General features: G+C 66.7%; 17 protein-coding genes. 7 read left to right on the forward strand and 10 right to left on the reverse strand.

Features of this window, described 5'->3' with window-relative positions; genetic code table 11:
• The 7 genes from tssE (at position 1) to LDZ21_RS19635 (ending at position 8,781) form a co-directional block, all read left to right on the forward strand.
• The gene (gene tssE / locus LDZ21_RS19605; protein WP_244796366.1) at positions 1-495 is read left to right on the forward strand and encodes a type VI secretion system baseplate subunit TssE; all 495 of its coding nucleotides are present in this window, start codon (positions 1-3) and stop codon (positions 493-495) included.
• Position 496: 1 nt separating this feature from the next.
• On the forward strand, positions 497-2,389 hold the full coding sequence (tssF, locus tag LDZ21_RS19610) for a type VI secretion system baseplate subunit TssF (RefSeq protein WP_244796367.1): 1,893 nt from the start codon (positions 497-499) through the stop codon (positions 2,387-2,389).
• Positions 2,365-3,429 (forward strand): type VI secretion system baseplate subunit TssG, encoded by a 1,065-nt coding sequence (tssG, locus tag LDZ21_RS19615; protein WP_244796368.1) that lies wholly within the window; start codon positions 2,365-2,367, stop codon positions 3,427-3,429. Before tssF ends, tssG begins: the two co-directional genes overlap by 25 nt.
• An 81-nt stretch (positions 3,430-3,510) precedes the next feature.
• Complete coding sequence (gene tssH / locus LDZ21_RS19620) at positions 3,511-6,159, forward strand: type VI secretion system ATPase TssH (protein WP_244796369.1); 2,649 nt, start codon at positions 3,511-3,513, stop codon at positions 6,157-6,159.
• Positions 6,160-6,171: 12 nt separating this feature from the next.
• Positions 6,172-7,518: a type VI secretion system-associated FHA domain protein TagH gene (tagH, locus tag LDZ21_RS19625; protein WP_244796370.1), complete on the forward strand. Its 1,347-nt coding sequence runs from the start codon at positions 6,172-6,174 to the stop codon at positions 7,516-7,518.
• A 13-nt stretch (positions 7,519-7,531) separates the two neighbouring features.
• The gene (locus LDZ21_RS19630) at positions 7,532-8,314 is read left to right on the forward strand and encodes a PP2C family protein-serine/threonine phosphatase (RefSeq protein ID WP_244796371.1); all 783 of its coding nucleotides are present in this window, start codon (positions 7,532-7,534) and stop codon (positions 8,312-8,314) included.
• 263 nt (positions 8,315-8,577) lie between these two features.
• Positions 8,578-8,781 (forward strand): hypothetical protein, encoded by a 204-nt coding sequence (locus tag LDZ21_RS19635; protein ID WP_244796372.1) that lies wholly within the window; start codon positions 8,578-8,580, stop codon positions 8,779-8,781.
• Between the two features lie 568 nt (positions 8,782-9,349).
• On the opposite strand, the gene tssC is transcribed toward LDZ21_RS19635, so the two are convergent.
• From tssC to LDZ21_RS19685, 10 genes are read right to left on the reverse strand one after another with little or no spacing between them, the layout of a single operon-like run.
• Positions 9,350-10,867 carry a type VI secretion system contractile sheath large subunit gene (tssC, locus tag LDZ21_RS19640; protein WP_035966669.1) on the reverse strand — a complete coding sequence of 506 codons (1,518 nt, stop codon included), beginning with the start codon at positions 10,865-10,867 and terminating at the stop codon, positions 9,350-9,352.
• 19 nt (positions 10,868-10,886) lie between these two features.
• Positions 10,887-11,420, reverse strand: coding sequence for a type VI secretion system contractile sheath small subunit (gene tssB / locus LDZ21_RS19645; RefSeq protein WP_035966667.1), 534 nt, complete (start codon positions 11,418-11,420; stop codon positions 10,887-10,889).
• A gap of 60 nt (positions 11,421-11,480) precedes the next feature.
• Complete coding sequence (locus tag LDZ21_RS19650) at positions 11,481-12,728, reverse strand: TIGR02270 family protein (RefSeq protein WP_244796373.1); 1,248 nt, start codon at positions 12,726-12,728, stop codon at positions 11,481-11,483.
• An 11-nt stretch (positions 12,729-12,739) separates the two neighbouring features.
• Positions 12,740-13,627, reverse strand: coding sequence for a hypothetical protein (locus LDZ21_RS19655; RefSeq protein WP_244796374.1), 888 nt, complete (start codon positions 13,625-13,627; stop codon positions 12,740-12,742).
• Between the two features lie 3 nt (positions 13,628-13,630).
• The gene (locus LDZ21_RS19660) at positions 13,631-14,761 is read right to left on the reverse strand and encodes a PAAR-like domain-containing protein (protein WP_244796375.1); all 1,131 of its coding nucleotides are present in this window, start codon (positions 14,759-14,761) and stop codon (positions 13,631-13,633) included.
• Positions 14,758-15,795 (reverse strand): hypothetical protein, encoded by a 1,038-nt coding sequence (locus LDZ21_RS19665; RefSeq protein WP_244796376.1) that lies wholly within the window; start codon positions 15,793-15,795, stop codon positions 14,758-14,760. The genes LDZ21_RS19660 and LDZ21_RS19665 overlap by 4 nt, the downstream gene beginning before the upstream one ends.
• A 12-nt stretch (positions 15,796-15,807) precedes the next feature.
• Positions 15,808-16,899, reverse strand: coding sequence for a DUF2169 family type VI secretion system accessory protein (locus tag LDZ21_RS19670; RefSeq protein WP_244796377.1), 1,092 nt, complete (start codon positions 16,897-16,899; stop codon positions 15,808-15,810).
• Positions 16,900-16,906: 7 nt separating this feature from the next.
• Complete coding sequence (locus tag LDZ21_RS19675; RefSeq protein WP_244796378.1) at positions 16,907-17,374, reverse strand: DUF6484 domain-containing protein; 468 nt, start codon at positions 17,372-17,374, stop codon at positions 16,907-16,909.
• Positions 17,375-17,433: 59 nt separating this feature from the next.
• Positions 17,434-18,459: a type VI secretion system protein TssA gene (gene tssA / locus LDZ21_RS19680; RefSeq protein WP_244796379.1), complete on the reverse strand. Its 1,026-nt coding sequence runs from the start codon at positions 18,457-18,459 to the stop codon at positions 17,434-17,436.
• 11 nt (positions 18,460-18,470) lie between these two features.
• Positions 18,471-24,479 carry a two-partner secretion domain-containing protein gene (locus LDZ21_RS19685; RefSeq protein WP_244796380.1) on the reverse strand — a complete coding sequence of 2,003 codons (6,009 nt, stop codon included), beginning with the start codon at positions 24,477-24,479 and terminating at the stop codon, positions 18,471-18,473.
• Positions 24,480-24,648 lie beyond the last annotated feature (169 nt).

The following is a 24,648-nucleotide window of genomic DNA, read 5'->3' on the forward strand; positions in this document are numbered from 1 at the left end:
ATGGACCACGACCGCCTGCAGCCGTCATTGCTCGATCGCCTGATCGACGACGATCCCGCCGCCCCCGCCGATCCCGCCAGCGAGCGCTTCATGTCGCATCGAAGCCTGCGCGCGGCCGTGCTGCGCGACGTATCGTGGCTCTTCAACACGACGAACATCGGCGGCGCGATCAGCGAGGAGCACTTCGCGCATGCGTTCGCGTCGGTGCTCAATTACGGCTTGCCGTGCCTGTCGGGGCGCTTCGCCTCGACCATCGACACGGTGATACTCGAACAGGCGATCCGTCAGGCGATCGAACGCTTCGAGCCGCGCATCGATCCGTCGTCGCTCGAAATCGAACCGGTGCTCGACCGCTCCGTGCTCGACATGCACAACCAGATCGCGCTCGTCATTCGCGGCCTGTTGTGGGCGCAACCGGTGCCGCTCGAATTCGCGCTGCGCACGCAGATCGATCTCGAGGAAGGCGGCATCACCGTCATGGAGTTGCCGCGCTGACATGGACCCGCGCCTTCTGCGTCACTACAACACCGAGCTTGCGCATCTGCGGGAGATGGGCGCGGAGTTCGCGCAGCAGTTTCCGAAGATTGCGGCGCGGCTCGGGATGAGCCGCATGAACGGCATGGAGGTAGCCGATCCGTACGTCGAGCGTCTGCTCGAAGGCACCGCGTTTCTCGCGGCGCGCGTCCAGTTGAAGATCGAAGAGGAGTTTCCGCGCTTCACGCAGCAACTGACGCATGTGGTGCTGCCGCAGGCCGCCTGTCCGACGCCTTCGATGCTCATCGCGCGTCTCGCGCCCGATCTCGCGAGCCCGAATCTCGCCGATGGCTTCGTCGTGCCGCGCGGCGCCGCGCTCATTGCGCCGATGACGTCCGCTGACGCGCCGCCCTGCGAGTTCCGCACCGCCGCCGATCTCACGCTGTGGCCTGTCGAGTTGACCGAAGCGCGCTATCTCGCGCAGGTGCAGGACGTGCCGCTCGCGGCGCTGTCCGGAACGCGCCCGATCGCGAATCGCGTGCAGGGCGCGCTGCGCATCCGGCTTGCGGCGGCCGAAGGTTTCTCGTTCGATACGCTCGGCCTCGATGCGCTCAGCCTCTATTTCGCGGGCGGCGACGAAACGGCGTATCGGCTGTACGAAACGGTGATGGCCGGCACGCTTGCGATCGTCGTATCGACGCCCGAGCGCCCCAGCCGCACGCTCGCCGTTCTTCCCGCCGACGCCCTCGCGCCCGCCGGCTTCAGCGACGCCGAAGCCCTGCTGCCCGTCACGCCCAATGCGTTCCAGGGCTATCGCCTGCTGCACGAGTATTTCGCGTTGCCCGAACGCTTCCGCTTCGCGCGCATCGACGGTTTGGCGGACGTGCTGCCGTCGTTCGCGGCGCGCGAGATCGAAGTGTCCTTCCTGCTCGCGACGAGCGATGCGACGCTGGAGCGCATCGTCACCAAGGACCACGTGCTGCTCGACTGCGTGCCCGCGATCAATCTCTTCCCGAAGCAGGCCGACCGCGCGCTCGTGACGGACGCCGCCGCGCGCTTTCATGTGGTGCCGGACCGCACGCATCCGCTGGATTTCGAAGTGCATTCGGTGACCGGCGTGTCCGGCTATGGCGCGAGCGACGACGCCGAGCAGACGTTCCACCCGTTCTACGGCGACTTCCTCGCGGACCGCCCCGGCGACGCGGGCTACTTCACGACCGAGCGCGAGCCGCGCATCGTGCCGGCCGGGCGGCGCAAGAGCGGCGCACGCACCGAGTATGTCGGCAGCGAGACGTTTGTATCCATCGTCGATCCGAACGCCGCGCCGTATCGCGGCTCACTGCGGCAACTCGCGTTCGCGACGCTCTGCACCAACCGCGACCTGCCGCTTCTGATGCCGCGCGGCGGCGCGAGCGGCGGATTCTCGCTCGACATCGCCGCCCCCGTCGCCGACGTGCGCTGCGTGAGCGGTCCTTCGCGGCCCGCGCCGGCGAACCTCGACGCCGCGCGAAGCTGGCGTCTGATCGACCAGCTTTCGCTGCACTATCTGTCGCTCGGCCACGGCTCGCGCGATGCCGCCGCCGCCCTTCGCGCGTTGCTCGCGCTGCACGTGCCGGACGTCGATCAGGCCGGCCGCGCGCAGGTGGCGGGCGTCGTCGCCGTCGATGCAACGCCCGTCGTGCGACGTCTGCCGATGCCGGGTCCGATCGCGTTCGGGCGCGGCCTGACGATCGACGTGCGCGTCGACGATCTCGCGTTTCAGGGCGGCAGCGCATGGCTCTTCGGCTGCGTGCTGGAACGCTTCTTCGCGCGCTATGTGTCGATCAATTCGTTCGTGCAGACCGTCCTTTCGACGAGCACGCGCGGCGAGATTCTGCGGCTGCCACCGCGATGCGGCACGAGAGCCATCTTCTGAGCGAGGCGGCGCGCGACGAGCCGCCGCCTGCGCTCCCGCGCGAGCTGTCCGACCTGCTCGATGCCGTCGCCGCCGCGCCGCATCGGCATGATTTCTATCGCGTGATGCGGCACATCGAAGCAATGACGCCGCACCTGCCGCGCCTCGGCTGCGGCGCGCGTCCTGTCGATGAGCCGGTGAGGCTCGCGCAAGACGTGTCGCTGGCCTTTGCGCCCGCCCCGCTTGCGGCGCTGGAACAGACGGACGGCGCACGCGCCCCGCGTCTCGCCCAGCGCTTCTTCGGCTATCTCGGCCCCAACGGTCCCCTGCCGCTGCATCTGACCGATTTCATCCGCGAGCGCGTGCTGCATCACGGCGACCGGGCTTTCGCACGGCTGCTCGATGCGCTGCTGCATCGCTTCCTGCTGCTGTTTTATCGCGCGTGGGCGCAGGGCCGGCCGGTCAATGCGCTGGATCGGCCGGGCCACGACCGCTTTGCGTTCTACACCGGCGCGCTGATCGGTCTCGCCGATGAAGCGAGCCGTCATCGCGATGTCGTCTCCGATCACGCGAAGCTGCATTTCGCGGGCCTCTGGAACATGCAGACGCGCCCCGCCGATGCGCTCGAAGCCATCGCCGGGGCGCTCCTGCGCGTGCCGGTACGGGTTGAGCCGTATCGCGGGCACTGGATGACGCTGCAAGCCGACGAGCGCACAGCGTTGCGACGCAAGGGCGCGCATCTCGGGCGCGGCGCGGTACTGGGGCGCGCGGTGTGGGATCGTCAGCATGCGTTCCGGCTCGTGATCGGGCCGCTGTCGCTCGCGCAGTTCGAATCGCTGCTGCCGGACGGCAGCGCGCTGCCGACGCTCGTCGCGCTCGTGCGGCAGCATCTGAACGGCGAACTCGCGTGGGACGCGCAACTCGTGCTCGCCGCCAACGAGGTTCCGACCGCGCAACCCGGCCGCTATGGACGGCTCGGTTATTCGACGTGGCTCGGCCTGCAGAGCCGCCACGCCGATTGCGCCGACCTCGCGCTCGATGCCGAATCGAAAGCGCCTTGAAAATGCCCGCCGCCGCGCCGTCTTATCGGATGAGGACGCGCCGTCGGCCGGCGTGCGCGCATCCACGAAAGGAGTCGGACGATGGCGGAAATCAGTCGCGTCGCGCTGTTCGGCAAGCTGAACAAGCTCGGCTACAAGACGGTCGAAGGCGCGAGGGTCTATTGCAAGATGCGCGGCAACCCGTACGTGGAGCTTGCGCACTGGATCACGCAGATCGTCGAGACGCCGAACTCGGACTGGCAGCGGATCGTCGCGCACTACGGCATCGACGCCGCCGTGCTCTCGCGCGAGATGACCGCGACGCTCGATCGCCTGCCGCGCGGCGCGACATCCATCTCCGATATCTCGGAGCACATCGGCGACGCCATCGAGCGCGGCTTCGTCTACGGCGCGCTGCTGTTCGGCGCGACGAAAGTCCGCACGGGCCATCTGCTCGTCGGCATGCTGAAGACGCCGCGACTGCGCAGCGTGCTGTTCGGCATGTCGCGGCAATTCGAGCGCATCAAGCCCGATGACCTGTCCGATAACTTCGCGCGCATCGTCGCCGGTTCGGTCGAGGATCGCGAAGACGAGCCGCACGCTTCGACGCCCGCGCCCGAAGCCGACGCGGCGGGAAGCGGCACGGCGCGGCAGGAAGCACTGCGCAAGTACGCCACCGATCTCACGGAGAAGGCGCGCCGCGGCACGCTCGATCCCGTGACGGGCCGCGACGACGAAATCCGCCAGCTCGTCGATATCCTCATGCGCCGGCGGCAGAACAATCCGCTCCTGACGGGCGAAGCGGGCGTCGGCAAGACGGCGGTCGTCGAAGGATTCGCGCAACGTCTCGTGCGCGGCGACGTGCCGCCGCCGCTGCGCGAAGTCGCGCTGCTGTCGCTCGATCTCGGGCTGCTGCAGGCGGGCGCGAGCATGAAAGGCGAGTTCGAGCAGCGTCTGCGGCAGGTCGTGGAAGAAGTGCAGGCGAGCCCGAAGCCGGTGATTCTCTTCATCGACGAAGTGCATACGCTGGTCGGCGCGGGCGGCGCGGCCGGAACCGGCGACGCGGCCAATCTGTTGAAGCCCGCGCTCGCACGCGGCGATCTGCGCACGATCGGCGCGACGACGTGGGCCGAGTACAAGAAGCACATCGAGAAAGACCCCGCGCTCACGCGGCGCTTTCAGGTGGTGCAGGTCCACGAACCCGACGAGGACAAGGCCGTGCGGATGCTGCGCGGCGTGGCGGCGGTGCTGGAAGGGCATCATCGCGTGCAGTTGCTGGACGAGGCGATCGAGGCGGCCGTGCGGCTGTCGCATCGCTATATCCCGGCGCGGCAGTTGCCGGACAAGGCGGTATCGCTCGTCGATACCGCGTGTGCGCGCGTCGCCGTCAGCCAGCACGCGACGCCGCCGCAGGTGGACGACTGCCGCCGCCGCATCGAGGCGCTCGAAGTGGAGGCGCAGATCGTCGCGCGGGAAGCGAATGCGGGCGTCGATACCGGCACGCGCGCCGCCGATGTCGCCGCGATGCTGGCCCGCGAACGCGATGCGCTCGGCGGGCTGGAGTTGCGCTGGGAGGAAGAGAAGCGCGTCGTCGACGAACTGTTCTCGCTGCGCGCGGCGCTGCGTGAGAAAGGCCAGGCCGTCGATACAGCATCGGACTCGCGCGATGCGCTGCTTTCGAAGCTCGCCGGCCTGAAAGCGCGTCTTGCCGAGCTACAGGGCGACGCCCCGCTCATTCTGCCGAGCGTCGATGCGGGCGTGATCGCGGGCGTGGTCGCGGACTGGACCGGCATTCCGGTCGGCAAGATGCTGAAGAACGAGCTTGCCGCCGTGCTGAATCTCGCCGATGCGCTCGACCGCCGCGTGATCGGCCAGCGCCACGCGCTCGAGATGATAGCGAAGCGCATCCAGACATCGCGCGCGCGGCTCGACAATCCGGACAAGCCGGTCGGCGTGTTCCTGCTCGCGGGCACATCGGGCGTCGGCAAGACGGAAACCGCGCTCGCGCTTGCCGAAACGCTGTACGGCGGCGAGCAGAACGTCATCACCATCAACATGAGCGAGTTTCAGGAGGCCCATACCGTGTCGACGCTGAAGGGCGCGCCGCCCGGCTACGTCGGTTATGGCGAGGGCGGCATCCTCACCGAAGCGGTGCGCCGCCGGCCGTATAGCGTCGTGCTGCTCGATGAAGTCGAGAAGGCGCATCCCGATGTTCACGAGATCTTCTTCCAGGTCTTCGACAAGGGCTGGATGGAAGACGGCGAAGGCCGCGCGATCGACTTCCGGAACACGATCATCCTGCTCACGTCGAACGTCGGCTCGGAGCTCATCATGTCGATGTGCCGCGATCCGGCCAATCCGCCCGCGCCCGAAGCGCTCGCGCGCGCGTTGCGCGGGCCGCTGCTCGACGTGTTTCCCGCCGCGCTGCTCGGGCGGCTCGTCGCGGTGCCGTACTACCCGCTGTCCGACGCGATGATGGCCGACATCGTGCGCCTGCAACTCACGCGCATCCGCCGCCGCGTCGCGGACAATCACGGCATTCCGTTCGACTACGACGACGAGGCCGTGAAGCTGATCGTTTCGCGTTGCACGGAAGCGGAATCCGGCGGGCGCGTGGTCGACGCGCTGCTCACGAACACCGTGCTGCCGCGCATCTCGATGGAGTATCTGACGCGCCTCACGGAAGGCCGCGCGCTCGCGCACATTCGTCTGTCGGCGAGCGCGGACGACTTCGTCTATGCGTTCGACTGAATCGGCGGAACCATGCTCACGCTCACGGTGACGCTTCATAACGGACAGCCGCCGCGCGTGCCGCTCGCGGCGACCTTCGATGCCGACGGCGGGACGGTCGGCCGAGCGGCGACAAACCGGCTCGTGCTCGACGACGCCGAGCGCACCGTATCGCGCCTGCACGTTCAGATCGTGCGGCGCGACGGACATTACCGGCTGATCGATCGCGGCAGCAATCCGGCGCTCGTCAACGGCGCGCCGCTCGATCCCGGCCAGGACGTGCCGCTCGCGCATGGCGACCAGGTGCAGATCGGCGGCTATCAGTTGCGCGTGGATGTCTCGGGCGACGACGACACGGTCAGCAGCGAAGCGCCATCGGACGATCCGTTCGCCGGGCTGTTCGACGCGCCGCGCGCCAAGGCCGCGCCCGAAGCCGAGACCGCCGACGAATTGCTGCGCGCTCCGCCCGCGCCTTTGCCGCGCGCCACCGGCGACTTCGACTTTTCCTTCGACGATCCCGCGTCGAAACGGACCATCGACGAATTGTTCGATCTCCGCGCGGGCGCAGTCGCCGATCCGCTGATCGATCCGCTGTCGCAACCGAACACCGCCCACGCCGCCGATCCGTTCGCGAGCCTGACGAGCGGCGTGCGTCCCGTCGAGCCGCCGGCGACGCATTCCGACGCCGGCTCCGAACTGCATAGCGCGTTCACGCCGCCGCGTCCGCAAGCCGCGCCCCGGCCCGCCGCGCCTCGCGCGGAGCGAGCGGCATCGGGCGACGATCGCGCGCTCGTCGATGCATTCCTGCGCGGCCTCGATGCGCCCGGCGTGCATATCGACGCCTTATCGCCCGCGCTGATGCAGCTCGTCGGCCAGTTGTTGCGCGAGGCGACGCGCGGCACGCTCGAACTGCTGGCGGCCCGCGCTGCGCTCAAGCGCGAGATGCGCACCGAGGCGACGGTGATCGCCGCAGCCGACAACAATCCGCTCAAGTTTTCGCCGAACGTCGAAGCTGCGCTCGCGCATTTGCTCAATCCGCCGATGCGCGGCTTCATGCCGCCCGCCGCCGCACTCGACGACGCCTATGCCGACTTGCGGGCGCATCAGGTCGGCGTGGTGGCGGGGATGCGCGCCGCGCTCGATGGCGTGTTCGAGCGCTTCGAGCCGGAGCGCATCGAGGCGCGCCTGTCGGGCCGTTCGATGCTCGATGGCTTGCTGCCGGGACTGAGCCGCCGCGCGCGCTGCTGGGATTGCTTCACGCAGATGTACGGTCAGCTTTCGAGCGAAGCGACCGAGGATTTTCATACGCTTTTCGGTCGCGCATTCGTGGCGGCATACGAAGCGCAGATCGACGCACTGAACCGGCGCGCTCGCCGCTGACGAGAGAATCGACATGCAACTGCAAACCGCGAGCGTCAGCGAGGTAGGCGGGCGGTCTCGCAACGAGGATGCGTATGGCCAGTGGCGGCATGGCACGCTGTTCGCCAGCGTCGTCGCGGATGGCGCGGGCGGTCACGGCGGCGGCGATGCGGCATCGCGCATCGCGGTCGATACGGTTTTAGCGGAACTGACGCGCGTTGCTTCGGCGGGCGTCGCGCTGACGGGCCTCAATTTGCTGCGCGTGCTTTTGCGCGCGAACGACGCGATCATCGATGCGCAGGAACATGATCGCGAGCGTTCGCAGATGCGTTCGACGGCGGTGCTGCTGGGCATCGACGAGACGGCGGGCGTGGCGGCCTGGGCGCATTGCGGCGATACGCGGCTTTACTGCTTCCGGCGTGGGGCGACCGTGGTGCAGACGCAGGATCATAGTCTCGTGCAGAGCATGATCGATGCGAACTTGCTCGATACGCGGGACGTGCGCGGGCATCCGCGTCGCAATGTGCTGTTTTCCGCGCTTGGCACGGCGGAGGATCTTTCGATTGCAGCTTCGGAGGAGCCTTTTCTCATTGCCGAGGGGGATGCGTTTTTGCTCTGCACCGATGGGTTTTGGGAGTACCTCGACGAGTCTTTGATGATCGACGCGATCGGACGCGCGCAGACGCCCGCGGTGTGGCTCGATTTGATGGTCGCACAGTTGCGGGAGGCCGCTCGGCCCAATCAGGATAATTTCACCGCTAGTGCGGTCTGGATCGGGGATGCGGCGGGGGCGACGGTGTTGCTCGCGGCCGATTGAGGTATTGACTTGCCGCTTGCGCGGGAGCGGGGCGGTTTAGTGGCTTCAGTGTCGTTCGCGCAGGGCTAGTGACTTCCTTCTGCGAGTGAGGCGCATTGTGCGCAGCAGATAAAGAATAAGAATCAGGACGAAAGCGAAAGAAACGGCCGCACGCGTGGATCAACATCACGAAGGCGCTGAATCGGGCTTGGTTGCCGCCGCAACTGCGCGTCCACGGCTCTATCGGCGTCACTCCGCGCTCGAGCCTTCCTGCGAACCGTCCCATGAGCAAACCAAGCCCATTTCGCATGAACCGAATCGATCTAGATGCTTGGGATGCTGGCGACGACAAGCGGTCGCTTTGTCGCAATAACGCGTGGGGTATGGTGCGCCGTGACAAGACGAACGATTGGACGCTTGATGAAGACTTAAGGCTAAGTCAGTTTGAACGCACAAGCATTGCAAAGGACAAGAACAACAGCGGATAAGGACAGCAACAGCAAACAGCACGGATGAAGAAAACGGCCGCGAACGACAAACGAATGCGGTCTGTTTTCGGGCGAGAAAAATCGTTGGCGACTGCATGGGTTTGTCGCACTCCAGCCTGATATTTCTCGTGTGCTTTACATTGGCGTGGCGCGCGGTGCCCCGGTGGTGTTGTCGAGCCAAGGGGCTCGGAGGACGTTAGTAGTCAGTGGGCGTGGAAGGTAATCCAAGGCTCTGTCAAGCTGAGTGCCACTGATATTCCACGAAGTGGCCACACGAGTCAGTGCTTCGGGCCTAAAAAAAGCTGCTTTCTTTGGTTACTTTCTTTGCATGGGACCAGAGTAAGGCGCTAAAGCGCCAACTCTGGTCGACACAAAGAAAGTGACCCCCGCCCCGGGGAGGGGCGAGCTAATAGACCGACGCGAATACAAGCAAAGCGATGCTAAGGACACTAAAGCGCGAACATCGCGAAAACGCCGAGCGAGTCGCCCGCCCCGCGCAGGGGGCGAGCAAACAAACCGCCGCGAATAGAAGCCGAATAAAAACGAATCCCTACCGCAAGCACAACACTCATGCAGCCTGCTTAGCCGAAGGCAACCGCGAGACCAACCGCAACGAAACCGTCAACCCTTCCAACTGATAATGCGGCCGCAAGAAGAACTGCGAAGTGTAGTACCCCGGCGCCCCGGGCACTTCCTGCACCTTGACTTCCGCCGCAGCGAGCGGCTTCTGCGCCTTGGTGTGCTCCGACGAATTGGCCGGATCGCCATCCACGTACTGCGTGATCCACTTGTTGAGCCAGCTCTCCATGTCCGAGCGTTCCTTGAACGTCCCGATCTTGTCCCGCACGATGCACTTCAGATAATGCGCAAAGCGATTGCAAGCAAAAAGATACGGCAGCCGCGCGGCCAAAGCAGCATTCGCAGTAGCATCCGGATCCTCGTACTCGAACGGCTTCTGCAAAGACTGCGCCCCAATGAAAGCCGCGAAATCCGAGTTCTTGCGATGTATCAACGGCATGAACCCGTTCTTAGCGAGTTCGGCCTCGCGCCGATCGGAAATGGCGATCTCAGTGGGACACTTCATGTCGACGCCGCCGTCGTCGGTAGGAAAGCTATGCACGGGCAAACCTTCGACCGCACCGCCCGACTCCACGCCACGAATGCGCGAGCACCAGCTATACAGCTTGAACGAGCGATTGATATTCACGGCCATCGCGTATGCCGAATTGGCCCACGTATAGCGCGTATGATCGGCCGAACCGGTGTCCTCCTCGAAGTCGAATTCATCGACGGGCTCGGTCCGCGCCCCATACGGCACACGCGCCAGAAAGCGCGGCATCGCAAGGCCGATGTATCGCGAATCTTCCGACGCGCGCAGCGAACGCCAGCTCGCATATTCCGGCGTGCCAAATATCTTGGTCAGATCGCGCGGATTGGCAAGTTCCTGCCAGGAATCCATCTGTAAAAGACTAGGATCGGCAGCGGCAATGAACGGTGCATGCGCCGACGCCGCAATCTTCGATATCTCGCCGAGCAATTCCACATCGGGCGGCGTCTGGTTGAAATAGTAATCGCCGATCATCACGCCAAACGGCTCGCCGCCGAGCTGACCGTACTCGTGCTCGTAAATCTGCTTGAAGAGCGGGCTCTGGTCCCACGCAATACCCTTGAAACGTTTGAGCGTCTTGCCGAGATCCTTCTTCGAGATGTTCATCACGCGAATCTTGAGCATCTCGTCGGTTTCGGTGTTGTTGATCAGATAATGCAGCCCGCGCCAGGAACCTTCGAGCTTCTGAAAGTCCGGGTGATGAATCACTTCGTTAACCTGATCGGTCAGTTTCGCGTCGATCTCGGCGATCATCGCCTGAATGGAGCGGATGGCGTCTCCGGAAATGATCTGCGTCTGCGCGAGCGCCTGCTGCGCAAGCGTCTGCACGGCCGTCTGCACGGCGGTTTTCGCCTCGTCGCTCTTCGGACGAAACTCGCGGTTCAGAAGCGCGGCGAGGTCGTCGCCTTCGAGCGTCGCGCCCTGCAACGCGGACGGCGCCTCCCCTGACGACGCGGCGGTTTGCGGAATATCGGACATGGTCGTTTCCTTTCAGGGCTCATTCAGCGGCTGCGGCAGCGGGCGGCGTGACGGCTGCATCAACGGGCGGCGTGGCCTTGGCGAGCGTGCTGAGCAATGCGGGATCGTCGAGCACGCGTGCGATCAGTTCTTCCGCGCCATTCTTGCCGTCCATGAAGATGACGAGATTGGCGAGCTGCGTGCGCGCTTCGAGCAGTTTGGCGAGCGCATCGACCTTTCGGGCGACGGCGGCGGGCGAGAAGTCGTCCATGTTTTCGAACGTGATGTCGACACTGAGATTGCCCTCGCCCGTCAGCCTGTTCGGCACCTGGAACGAGACGCGCGGATGCATCGCCTTCATGCGGCTGTCGAAATTGTCGACGTCAATTTCCTGAAACTTGCGCTGTTCGACGGGCGGAAGGGCCTCGGCCGGCTTGCCCGACAAATCGGCCAGCACGCCCATGACGAACGGAAGCTGAATTTTTTTTTCGCTGCCGTAGGTCTCGACGTCGTATTCAATCTGCACGCGCGGTGCGCGATTGCGGCCGATGAACTTCTGACTGCTGGTTGCCATGACGACTCCTTCGCGTGAGCATGAGATCACGCTTTCAAGACGATCCAGTAGTGCGCAGATTTAAAGCATCGCGAGACTGCGTTGCTGGCGCCACGCGGGCGCGGCGCAGTTGAAGAGCGCCGTGCCCGGATCGAGCAGACAGAGATGGCGCGCGGCGGCCATGCGCTGACGTTGATAGCCGTCCTTCAGCACGCCGATGCAATGCGCCTTCGATGGCGACGCGCCGCACAGATAGCGCCGGCCGCTCGCGAAGCGCGCTGCGTTCGTGCGCCACCATTGCGCAACCTTGTCCGCGTCGGGCCACGGGGCGCCGTCGTCTTCGTCCATCGAAACATCGGTGTCGTTCGGGTCGTCGGTCTGCTCCGGCGGAAGATGCGCGGGCGGCTTGCGATCGAGATCGAGCCACGCGAGATCCGCGCCGGTGATGAAGCTGAAGCTCTCGCCGGCGATGCGGGCGTACGAGTCGTCCGCCATCAGTTCGATCAGCCACGGAATGAAGCGCGGGTCGCCCGCGTGCGCGATCGTGCTGATCAAGAGGCGTTTGCTGTTTCGCTGCGCCGCAATGCGTTGCAGCAGCGTGTGGACGTCGCCGGGAGACAGCGTGCTTGCGGCGAGCGCGGCGGCGTCCGCATGGGCGAGCGCGAGTTCCAGCAGCACGGCGAGCGGCGCGTTGCGGTCGCCGAGCAGCAGCGCGGATCGCGCGGCGTGCAGGCGGCATGGCGCGTCTTCGTCGTCGAGATGCGCGATGCAGCACGGGAGCAAATCCATGCGGCCCGTTTCTCCGGCGCATTGCAATGCACGGGCGCGCACGGCGGCGTCCGGCGAGGCGATGGCCGCATCGAGCGCGCGCTTCGCGTCCACGCGATGTTGCGCGCAGGCCGCGACGCCGGCGAGCCGCGCAGCGGGGTCACCGCTTTCGAGCAACACACCGACGATATCCTGCAGACGGCTTGCGGAGACCCAGCCGAAGGCGGAATGCAGGCCGGATCGCGAAGCGGGCACGGCCTCGCTCAACGCAATGAGCTGCAGCAGCGTTTTGCCGGCGCGCGCCTCGATGCAACCGACCGCGGCGGTGAAGAGCTCGCCCTTCCCCGTACGATCGAGCGCCTGCATGCTCAGTTGCGCACCGGCGCGGTCCGCGACGGCGATGCCATCGAGGTGCGCGGCGATGCGCTCGTCGAGACGGGCGAGGTGCTTCAGCTTGACGTTAGGCGCGCGGACGACAACCGAGCGCGTGTTGCGCAGACAGGCGGCGTCTTCGACGTGCTGCTGAACGATCGGCAAAATGATGGAGCGATCCAAGCGCATGATGACTCGCGTCAGTCGTAACGTTGCCAACGCGATCCGTCGAACGACGCGATATCGTCGCGGCCGATGGACCACAACACGCCATCCTTCGACGTCAGGTTGTAGCAGGTCCGCACATTCGCCTCGCCGAAGTCCACGCGCACGAGCGCTTTCTCTTCGAGCCGGAACAGCGCCGAAATCGTCGCGACGTACAGGTGATCGTCGAACCAGTGGACATCCCAGATGTCGACGTCGAACCCGTCGTCCCACTCGATCTGCTGCCAGACATCGTGCCGCCCGCGAAAAAGGAGACCCTCCTGCCCGGCGACGAACACATCGCCATTCGGCGTGCAGCAGACGCACGTCAGAATCAGACTGGTCAGCTCGCCTCTGTCGAGCCAGCGCGCGCCGTCGTATTGCCAAATCTCGCCGCCCCAACCGGCCGCGTAGATCTCCTGATGCGAAAAGCCCTGAATCGCTTCGAACCCAGCCACCTCCTTCGGCGCGGGAAACGGCGCGCTGATGTCGAGCCAGCGACCGTCTTCCGTGCGCGCATAGGCCTGCCGCTTCATCCCGCAGGCGTACACGCGTCCTTCCACGGTGCACGCATTGCGAATCGTCACCGGATCGGGGTCGATTTTTTCCATGCGGATCTGGTCGGCGCCTCCGTACACCGCCACATCGCCATCCTGTCCGATGATCACGACCTGCGTGGACGGTACACGCGCCACGGCGATCGCGGTCGCATCCCACTCGACGTTCACGAGGCTCGCCCAGTCGCCCCGATCGATCCCGACGACGCTCGCATGCGCAAAGCCCTTCTCGATCAGGCTCTTGACCTTGCTGATGACGCAGAGCGCGTCGGAGTAGAGCGCCGCGCCCCGGATGAACTCGCGAATTGCAGCGAACTGGCTTTTCATGTGTCACCCTCGCATGGACATCGGCGCCTTGCCCACCATGTTCTTGAATTGATCCTTCAGCCCGGGCAAGTCGTCTTCGTAATTGCGCCCGGTCGGAGAATGCTTGACCTTGCCCGACGTATTGCCCATGCCTTCATGTCCCGCCGTCAACTGCGCGACGAGACACTTCTTGCTGCACTTCGGCGCGACCGCGACCGCACCCTCGGCGCAATGATCCACCTCGTCGGCGAAGTCCACTTTCTTGCCGGCGTCGACCGTGCTCATCGCCTTGTGGTGCGAACTGCGCAGACCGTGCGTGCCGCTGCAACTGCCGCCTTCCAGGCACATGCACGGGGCAACCTGCTCGTTGTACTGTCCCCACCCCGGCAGCAGTCCGCCATCGGACACGGACACCTTGAAGAACGAACTTTTCGGGACGATGTGATCCGGCGTCTGGGCGGGACAGCAGCCCTTGATGCCGTCGTTCGGCGTCGCGTTGAACTTGACGAGCCGGCAGCGTCTCGCGGCGGAGCATTTGTCCTGACTCGCCGATTTCGCGCGCCTCGTCGATGCGCCCTTGCTGTACGTGAAACCGCTGCCGACGCCCGCTTCGTCGCAGACGTCCTTGCCGTTCTTCTTGTACGGCTTGTAGCCCTTGCACGCGTTCCTTTCCTGCTTCTTCATCTTGTTGCAGGCCCGTTTCATGGACGGGTCCGTGATCATGTCGACGAAAGGCCAGGGCACGGCTTCGTTGGGCTCGGGACACGCATGATTGTTGGTCGTCATGTCCAGATGACGCACGACGTTCTCGCCTTCGATCATCACGTCCATCGACCATGCGACGAAGTACACCTTCCCCGATGTCGATCCCGATATCGCGCCCTTCTTCGCCGCGCATCCGGCTTCGTCGCCCGTCGACTTCTTGAAGTACGACTGGTTCTTGAGCATGACCTCCTTTCCGGAGATCTGCACGGACTTGCTGCCGTCGGTCGTGTCGGATGCGAACGCCGAGTTCGGATACGGGACCGGAACGCCCGGCGGCGTCGCCGGATTCTCGGGCGGCGTGAAGCACACGTCCGGCATCGCGCAGATGGTCTTGCCGTTGCCGGCGGCGCATGCCAGCTCGCGCGTGTTGGCGTAGACCTCGTTGCTCAATGCGAGCCTCCGGCGTGTGACGACTGAAGGATCATCGCGGCGCGAGCGCCTTCGTCGGCGCTCATGTGCGCAAGAATGCAGTTGCCCTTCAGATACCCTTTCAACGAAGCAGCGTGAAGCACGGCGAGCATGAGCGGACCGATTGCCGCGCCCGTCTCGCCGACGCACTCGGCGGGATGCCAGATCTCGAAGCCCGTGCGTATGGTGCGGTCCACGCGGCTGAAGGCGAGGCTCGCCTCCTTGAAACCGTATTGCTCACCGGAGAGATCGCAAATCTTGAAGGACATCTCGCTTTCGTCGCGCCCGGCGTCGAGCAGCGATGCCTTGATCGCATCCGCCAGCCCTTCGCCTTTCAGCGGCTCGCCCGACAGAACCGTTGCACGCTCCACGCCGAAGCCGACGCCGATGCAGCACAGGCCGTCATCCTGCTGCGGCTTTCCGATCAACACGGCGCTCGCGGCTTCGCCGGCCAGGAAACCATCGGAGTTGCTCTCGGTGAGCAAGCGGTCGGCGCGTTCGTATGCGCTGAGCGTCCTCCATCCGACGAGACTGTCGGCGGCGGCGACGATCACCCGGCCGACGCCCTCCTGATAAAGCAGCGTGCGCGCCTGCATCAACGCGACCGCCACCCCGACGCGCCCATGCGCGAGCACCGCCGAGCGCCGATGAAAACACGCACCAAGCGCCTTTTCGATGTCGGCGAGAAGTTCGTCATCCAGACCGTGTGCGCGGCCGGGGCGTTCCGGTTCGGCTACGCACAGCAGCAGCGCAATATCCGCCCATGCGTCCGGCTCGATGCCTTCGAGGCATTCGGCAATCGTCATCGCCGCCATCTTCGCGAGCCTCGCGCGGCCTCGCCACGGCTGAGGCAGCGTGACCTGATGCGCGAGAATCCACGCGCCTTCCGAGTCGATGAAACGCGTCTCGGTCGGCGCGCGCAACTTGGCGCGGATCGCGGCGCAGCTTGCGGTGGCCGACAGCCCCACGCTCGTGACCAGTCCGCTGCTGAGGATTTGAAGGGCGCGGTCGCTCAAGGCATCACCTCGTCAGGCGTCGGACGGCACGCCAATCAACGGAATCGGGAAAGTCACCTCCGTGCGCTCCTGCCACCATCCTCGCCCATGACGGCCGATGAGCACCTGCTCGACCTCGAAAATGTTGCGCTTCAAAGGCCGCCTCACCCGCCAACTCATCGTGAAGCGCTCCATCTCCGGCTCGAAGACGATCGTATCGACGCTCGCACGATAGTCCTCCGGCTGCCCATGCTTCGGCACGATCAACACCGGCGCTTCGAAATCCGGCAACGCGAAGTTGCGCGCGCCATCCGCCGTCAGGTTGATCAGCGTGACTTCCGCGCCGCCGACCGGCATCGCCAACTGCTGATCCTCCGGCGCGGCCTGGTAGTAGCGTTCATCGAAATCAGGCGGCAGAAACGGAAAGTGCTTGTCGATCCACACGTCGTCATACGTGCCCGCATAGCGATAACGCGGCTCCCAGCCGCGTCCGAGCACCCCGAACGACATCGGCCGGTACGCCTCGTCCGGCCGCATCACCGGGCGATTCAGCTCCTCGGTATTCGGCAGCCGGCGCCCGTCGACCCATTCGCGCCGCAGATGCCGCCGAAACCCGCGCCCGACCGGATTCGCCATGTAGGCCGCGTGCTGCATCGCATCTTCGTGCTCCTGATCAACGCCGCCGAAAGCAAGATCGTAGGTGATCGGCTTCGTCACGAACGGCACCGGCGCACTCGGCGCGATACGCGTCGCGCCGGCCTCCCACACGCGATCACCGGCCACCGCGAACCGCTTCGTCATCGTCCCCACGCGCAGTCCAACCGGCACCCGCGTCGCGGGCCGTCCGCCCGGCGCGTGCGCGGCGCCGAGCAGCAGCACGTCGCAGCGCGGCTTGTGCGGCGCGTAATCCACTTCGTAATACGGCGCGGAAAAGCCCGGCTGGCCCGTGAAGGTATCGGCCAGAACGAGCGGCGCTTGCTCATCGGCGAGGCGCACCGGCTCGCCGGGCGCGGGCAGACGGAACGTCCCCTTGACGACGACGACGAGCGATTCGCGTCCGCTCGGCTCCGTGCCCATCGTGTAGCCCGCGGCCATGCGGGTAGCGTTGATCAATTCCATCTTCATCGGCCGGTCAATTGAGCTGCACCGATCCGCCCTTGATGCGGTTCACGCCCGACGACCGGCTCGACACATACGTGCCGCGTATCAGCACCTTGCCGGCCTTCGTCAGCGTGATGCTCGCCTGCCCGCATCGCAGCACGATCTCCTCCTTCGCGTTCACGACGAGCCGCTCGCCGTCGGCATCGGCTTCGACCTGCGCGGGCGCTTCGTCGAGCGGCCACGCGCGGTCTTCCTGCAGGCAGCCGATGATGACCGGCCGCTCGGGATCGCCGCCATCGAACATCAGGAGCACCTCGCCGCCGATATGCGCGCCGCGCACATCGGGAATCGTGCGCGCGGGCAACGCCGCGCCGCCGGGCTGGCCGGGATAGACGACGAGCGGGCGCGCGCCGTCGCCGCTAAAGCCGATCAGCGCCCCGATGCGCACGCCATCGATGACGTGCATCGGCGCAGGCTGGAGGAAATCTCGTCCGCTCATCGCGCTCTCCTTCTCTCTGACGTTGGAAAGACGAACGGCGCGCGTGCCGTTTCAACGCGTCACTGCGGCTTCGTTCCGGCGATGAGGTGAATCTGCGCGAGGCCGTCGGGCGCAAGGTCCTGCATCACCGCGAGAAAGTCCTTGCCGATGAGCCCGCGCGCGCGGCGAATCAGAAGCGGCGCGGGACTCGTCGGCTCGGTGCGTTCGAGGAACGCGCACACGGCGTCGAGCGCCGCGATGGCCTGCTCGCGCGTGGCGATTTCGCCGGGGCTCGCGACACCGCGATGCATCGCCGGCACGGGCGAAGACTGCGCAATCGTCACGGCGGGTTCGTCATGCGCATCCACCGGTGCGACGGCGCGGAACTGCGCGGCGATCTGGCGCGCGGCCATCGTCAGCGCGGTCATCGACGGGGCGCGCTCGGCGCCGAGCTTCTGCGCGATGCAGTCGGCGAGCGCCTGCACGGCCTGGGCTAAGTCGAGCGCATCGGCGAGCATCGCGGGATTCTGCGCAATTGCGTCCGCCAGCATGCCTTCGACGCGCGACAGGCTCGCCGCAGCCGCGCCTTCCTGCGGCGCGAGCCTGCCCTGCGCGACGAGCATGTCGCGCACGGTCAGCCGCTCGCCATGCACGCGGCAGACTTCGCATTCGCGCAGATCGTGCAGCAGCGTCTCGGCTTCCGCAAACGGCGTGTAGGCGTCCGCGAGCGGGGCAAGCGCGTTGATGCGCAGCGCGGCATCGTTGTCATCGTCGGGATCGAGCTGCGGGTACAGGCCGTCCCAGTAGCGTTCTAGCAAGCCGGTCAGCAGGCGCATGCCCGCGAGAAAGCCGCCAAGACCCTGCACATGCGACGCGGCCCGCGTCCACGCTACGGCCACCCGCACGTCCTTGGAACGCGCGAGCAGCGCCTGCGCCTGTTCGAGCACGTCGGTCCACGGCGGCGGCTCGGCGGGCGCGTCGAACTGGCGCGCGGGGCCTTCGCGCGCCAGGGCTTCGAAGGCGAGAAAAGCCGCGTCGTATTCCAGATCGATGCCCGCGGGCGGCATCGATTCGGTCGGCGCGAGCAGCGGTTCGATGTCGATCATCGCGGCCCCGCTCAGAATTCGCCGCAACCGTGCTGCCCGTTCACGACGAGGCAGTTGTTGAGATTCGGCCGCGAGCGCACGCGCTTCCATTCCGCCGCGAGCGTGTCCGCTTCGCTCTCGGCTTGCTGCAACGCGAGGATCGGCTCGTTGGTGCCGACGCAAATATTGATGCCGCCCAGATTGCTCTCGTAGACGAAGGTCTGCTCCTGCGCCGTGAAAAGCGGCTGCAGGCCGCTGCGATTGAACACGGCGCCCTGAAGCTGCATCGGCGTGACGGTGAGCGTGCCCGGCTGCACGACGACCTCGTAGCCCACTGGCGACGAAAACGCGCCGTCGATCGGATACTTGCCCGCCGGAGAATTGGGCGTCGCGGGCGAGCCGTGCACGCCGCCGGCAAGGCTCGAGCCGCGCGAATCGCCACCGAGCAGGCCGTTCACGTCGAACGTGAAGGGACCGTTCGGCGTGCCTTCGATGCGCGCCTGATCGCCGATCGTGACGGTCACTGTTGGCCGATCGGCATACACGAAGTGATTGCCGGTCGCCGGGACGACGTTTTGCGATAGCTGGCCGTTCCAAGTGCAGATGCCGCCGTAGACGCAGCCGTAAAAGTTCGGCAGCGCGCCGCCCGGGTCGATGCCGTTGCGGTTCTCGCCATTGCGCGTCGCGGCCCATATGCGCCACGCGTTGCCCGCTGCCAGCGTGCCGCCCGCATCGTTCTGGAATACGCCCTGTTGCATCACGAGGTCGATGTCGCCGCCCGCGCTCAGTTGCGAAGGCGCGCCGGGCGTGCCGAGCGCGATCGCGCCCGTATCGGCGATGGCGGTCAGGTTGCGCGTCACGTTAGGCTGCTGTGCGCCGATCGCGGCGACGCTGCCCGCCGCGCCATCGAAGCCGTTCGCGCTCGCCGTGCCGATGACGAATCCGTGCGGGTTGGAGACCTGGACATCGTGCGCCCCGGCGAGCGCGAGCAGGCCGACGTCGTTGCCCGCATCGACGAGCTGAAAGTCGCCGCTGCCGCCGCCGAGCAGCAACGTCTGCGCTTGAATGCCGCCCGGATCGGTGACAGGGCCGGAGGAAAGGAGCGCGAGCGTCTTCCCGGGCAATGCAATGCCGGACGGAAGGTCGATGCCCCTGCTTCCCGCGCCCGTGTTTTGCAGCGTGAGATTCGTCGCGACGGCGGGACGCGGCACGCAGCCCGTGCCGCCCGCGCACGCGCCTTGCACCGTGATGCGCCCGCTCTGCGTCGACGATCCGAGCACGAGCGTCGAAATCGCGGGCGAGAACGCCTGATAGCTCGCGGCGTCGATCGAGAGCCCCGGTGTCGCGCTCGTGCCGAAGAGCGTGATCGGGATGCTGACCTGCGCGATCACGGCGAAGCTCGACGGATCGACCGAGCCCGGCGCGATAGCGACCGTGCCGCCCGGCGCGGCGATGGACGCCGGTCCGCTGCGCACGGCGAGACTGCTGTCCGTGCCGTTGTTCGCCGGACGAAGGATCACGGCGCCGCCCGTGCCTGCATTGATCGCAAATCCCGGCGCGGCGAGTTGCGCGTTCGGCGGGAGGCTCACCCCGCCAATGCCGATGCCCGGCGTGTCCGTACTGGTCGAGCCAGCGACGCGCACGTTCGCCGCCGCGATGGATCCCGACCACAGCAGCGCGCCATAGCCATCGGCGGCCGCGCCGGTCGTTGCGCCGCGCACGTCGACGGTCCCGTTCGGCGCTTCGATCGATGCGCCGTCGAGCACGGCGACGCCGTGGTTGCCCGCGCCGCTGCCGGTGCCGTAGATGCGTATCGCGCCGCCGCTCGCGGAGTCGGCCGCCAGCGAGACGAGCCGCGTCGGGCCGGGCGTCACGCTGGCCGGGTTGCCCGCATTGCGAAGGATCACGCCGCCGCCCGCGTTCCCTGCGGGATTCAGGCTCTGGCCTTGCACCTCGATGGTTCCCGTGCCCGATGAAACCGTCGCGTCGTTCAGGTCGACGCCGTAAGGCGTGCCGAAGGCCGGGAACGATCCGCCGCCATCGCCGAGCGAAACCTGCTGCGGCGCGACGCCATGCAGCGTGACATTGCCGCCGCCCGCGCCGCCGCGCGTGTCGATGTCCGTGGACCGGATTTGCAACGTCGCGCCGTCGAAACCGGCCGCGCCGCCGTCGAGCGTGCCCATCGTGACGTTGCCGCCGCTGGTCGCGAAGCGGATGCGATACTCCCCGCCTTCGCCCGCATTGCCGAGCGCGATGATCGCGTTGCGCGCATCGGCGACGATGTCGAGCGGCCCGCCCGTCGACGTGATGTCGTTTTGCAGGTTCAGCACATCGCTCGAATGGAAGGCGAGCGTGGAAGCCCCGCTTGCGGTTTCGACGATCGGCACCGGCACGAAGATGTCGCCCGGGCCGCTTTCGCCGCCATCGGTCGTGCGCAGATCGACACTGCCCGCCAGCGTCGCGCCGGCGCCGCCCGGCGGCACGACGCGCGCCGTCGCGCCATCGAACGTGTAACCGCCCGGATCGGCGATGCTGATGTTCCCCGCGCTCGTGAGCCTGACATCGCGCGTGCCGGAGAAGCTGACCGAGCCGACGCTGTTGGGCGCGGTCGCCAGTTCGAAGACGCCCGGCCCGACCAGGTTCAGCGTCGATGCCTGGATGCCCGCGCCGTTTTCCGTCACCGTGCCGGCTGACTGCAAGGTCAGCGTATCGCCGGAGAAGCCGGCCGGCAGCGCGATCCCCTGACTGCCGTTGCCGCCGTTCGCGAGCGTCAGCGCCTCTGCACCCGTCGTCGGCGCGTTGACGTTGAGCGTGATCGGCCCGGTATGCGTCGACGATCCGACGATCACGTTCGAGACATTCGGCGAAATCTGGCCAAGCACGGGCTGCGTGACCGTGAAACCGTTGCCCGCGCCGCCGACGCTGATCGGCGTGTCGTTCCGGGCGACGAGGTCGAACGTGTCCGGCGCGAGTCCGCCCGGCACGAACACGAGGTTGCCGCCCGGCGCGAATAGCGACGATGACGCAGCGGTCGACACCGTCGTGATCGTGATGGGCACGCCCGCGCCGCTCGTCGCGCGCAACACGAGCGTGCCGCCGGTGTCGGAGATTTCATACGCGTCCGGGTCGCGTCCCGCCGAGACGACCGCGTCGTTGAGCGCGATGGCCGGCGAGACGCTGGGCGTCTGCCCGGTGATCGACAGCAAATGGCCGTTGCCCTGCGCAGTCACGGACGCATTGTTTATTTGCACGCCGGGAAAGAACACGCCGTCGTCGGGCTGATTCGTCGTGTAGCCGCGAATGTCGATATCGCCGTTGGCCGCGCGGACATCGACCTGCCGCACGTTGCCGCCGCCGGGCCCGCCTTGCAACGACACGCCCGGCAGCGCGTTGCCGCCGCCGTAGATGCGTATGTCCGCGTTGGCCGAGGTGATCGTCGTCGATGCACTTGCGCCGCCGGTGACTGAAACGCCCGTTCCCGGCACGCCGGCAGGCACGCCTGGCGCGGGCTGCACCGTGCCTTGCACGAGCATGCGCCCGCCCGCCGCGAGATTCGCGCTGACCACTTCGACGCCGTCGACGAAACTCGTCCCGGCATTCACGTTCGCCGGATACGCGGGCGCGCGGCCCGTGACCGATACATCGCCGCTCGCGGTGCTGATCGTCGCGCGTTCGAGACGCACGCCCGCGCCATTGACCGATGTCGACGCCTGCACGTTGGGCGCGGTGCCGTCGATACTGATATTGCCCGAGCCTGCCAGCACGCTTGGCGCTACGGTGCTGCCCGACGTCGGAATAAGCGCGACGCCCACAGCCGATACGCCCGTCGACAAACTCGGCGACGAAGCCGGCACGGTCTGCGCGACGCCCCGAATGCCGATATTGCCGCTGCCGGAACTGATGGCGGTGTTGTCCATGATCCGCACGCCGCCCAGCGCGAGCGGCGGCGCGTTGCCGCTTTCGCCGGTGATCGAGATCGCGCCGACGGAGGTCGCGAGCGTCGAATCGATCATGTTGACGGCGGCGAGCGGCGTGTTGGTTGGGAATTGCGTCGGCGTCTGGCCCGAGCCGTCGGGCGGAATCGGGACGGTCAGCGCGCCGCGACCGTTAATGGTGATGGAGCCGGTCTCCGTTCCCGGCGATGCGGTCTGCACGGTCGTATTGATGCTCGCGCCGGACAAGCCGATGGCCGCGCCATCGAAAGCAGTCGCGGCGGCGGGCGTGCTCGCGAGCGCGGCTGGCACGCCGATTGTCACGAAACCGCCGTTGGTGCTGATCGACGCGCCGGACAGCACGACCCGGTTCGCGCCGTCCGCCGCCCTGCTTTGATTGGCGTCGAGCACCACGTTCAGGCGTCCCGCGGGCGACGCTTGCCCCGCATCGCCGCCGATCTGCCCCGACACGATGATCGACCCGGCCGCGCTCAGCGTGAGCGTTGCGTCGGGCACGGGCGTCGGTCCCGCCTTCGTGATGACGACGCCACGGTTCATCGTGATGTCGCCGTTGCCGGGCGTCGGGTCGGTGGCGGTGGTCGAGACCGTCACCGAGACGCCCTCGCTCAACTGGTTGCTGACGGTATTCGCGAGCACGTAGCTGTTGCCGGTGCCCGGCGTGAAGGTTACGGTGTTCGTCCCGGCATCCACGCTGGACTGCGGCGCACTGAGCGTCGACGGCGCGGTGGTCACGATCTCGATGTTCGCGGGATCGAGCAGCCATTGCCCGCCGTGGCCCATCGGTGCGCCGAGGTGAATTCGCGCGCTGTCCGTGTCGAGATACTTTCCGGACGTTTCCACGAGCCCGCCGTTCCCGCGTTGCGCACCGCCTCGCGCCGACAACGTTCCGTAGACGCGCGCCGCCTCGGTCCCGTACATGACGATGTTGCCGCCGTCGCCGGCGACGAGCGCATCGGCCAGCACGTGCGCATTCGGGCTCATCCACAGCGCATCGGCGTTGCGGATATCCGTCTCCTTGCCCGCCGCGCCGCCGCCCACGCGCACGCGCCCGCCGCCCGCCGCGCCGCTCGCGTCGATGCGCGCGCCATCGTTCACCGCGACGTGATGCCCCGTCACGTCGATACGCCCGCCCGCTCCGCTATCCGGCGCGCTGGCGTCGATAGTGCCGGCGATGCCGGTCATGCCCGACGTCCCGCCATCGAGCACGATGCGTCCATTGCGCGCCTCGATGCTTCTCGCGCGCACCGTGCCCGTCTGGTTCAGCACGCTCGCGGCGGCTTCGTCGGCGGCGCGCACCGACATCACGATCTGCCCGCCGTCTGCCTCGAGCACGCCCGAGTTTTGAACGAGCGCGTTCGCCACCTTGTCGTTCACCTTCAGCATCGTGAGACCGTCGCCCGCGAAGTCGAGCGTGATGTCGCTGCCCGCGCCGAGCGCGATCTTGCCGAGCGTCGCGCTGACGCGGCCGCTGTTGTCGACCTGCGCGCCGAGCAGCGCCACCGCGCCGCCCGGCGCTGCGTTGATCGTCGCTTCGTTCGTCACCTTGCCTGCACTCGAGCCTTGCTGCGCGAAGTGGTATTTGCCGGCGAGGAACGCGTCGTTCGAGATGCCGAGCGTCGACGCAACGAGCGATCCCACGTTGATCGACGCGCCGCGTGCGAACACCACGCCCGCCGGGTTGACGAGGAACACCTGCCCGTTGGCATTGAGCTGCCCGGCGATGCGGCTGGGGTCGTTGCCGACGACGCGATTGAGCAGCACCGCCTGCGCCGACGGCTGCGAAATATCGACACGCTCGTTGCCCTGAATCGAGAAGCCGTTCCAGTTCACGATGCCTTTTTGCGAGCCTTGCGTGATCGTCATTGCGTGCGGGTTCGGCCGGTTGACCGCGACACTGCCGGCGACGACGTTTTCGCCAACGGGCAGCGCGAACGCGCCGGGCGCGGCCACCAGCACGAGCAGCGGCAGCAGCGCCGACGCCCGCACGTCGAGTCCGGCGCAGCGCGCGGCGCGCTTCGCCAGCCGCCTGACCGCGCGCTCCCATTCCCGGCGATGCCTGCGGGCCCGGAGACAAGTGATGTCGTTCATTGCGCGCTCCTAGGGTCTGTTCACGGATGAAACGGCCATGCGTTGCCGCATGAAATGCCGTGCGTAGCGGCAACGTCCACGTCGAATTCGAGGTTGGCGGGCGCGCTAGATCGTCTGCATCGCGGTGTCGCGCGTCGTTTGTTCCGGATAGCTAGACGGCGCGAGGCGA

The organism is Caballeronia grimmiae (assembly GCF_022879615.1).
Taxonomy (GTDB): Bacteria; Pseudomonadota; Gammaproteobacteria; order Burkholderiales; family Burkholderiaceae; genus Caballeronia; species Caballeronia grimmiae.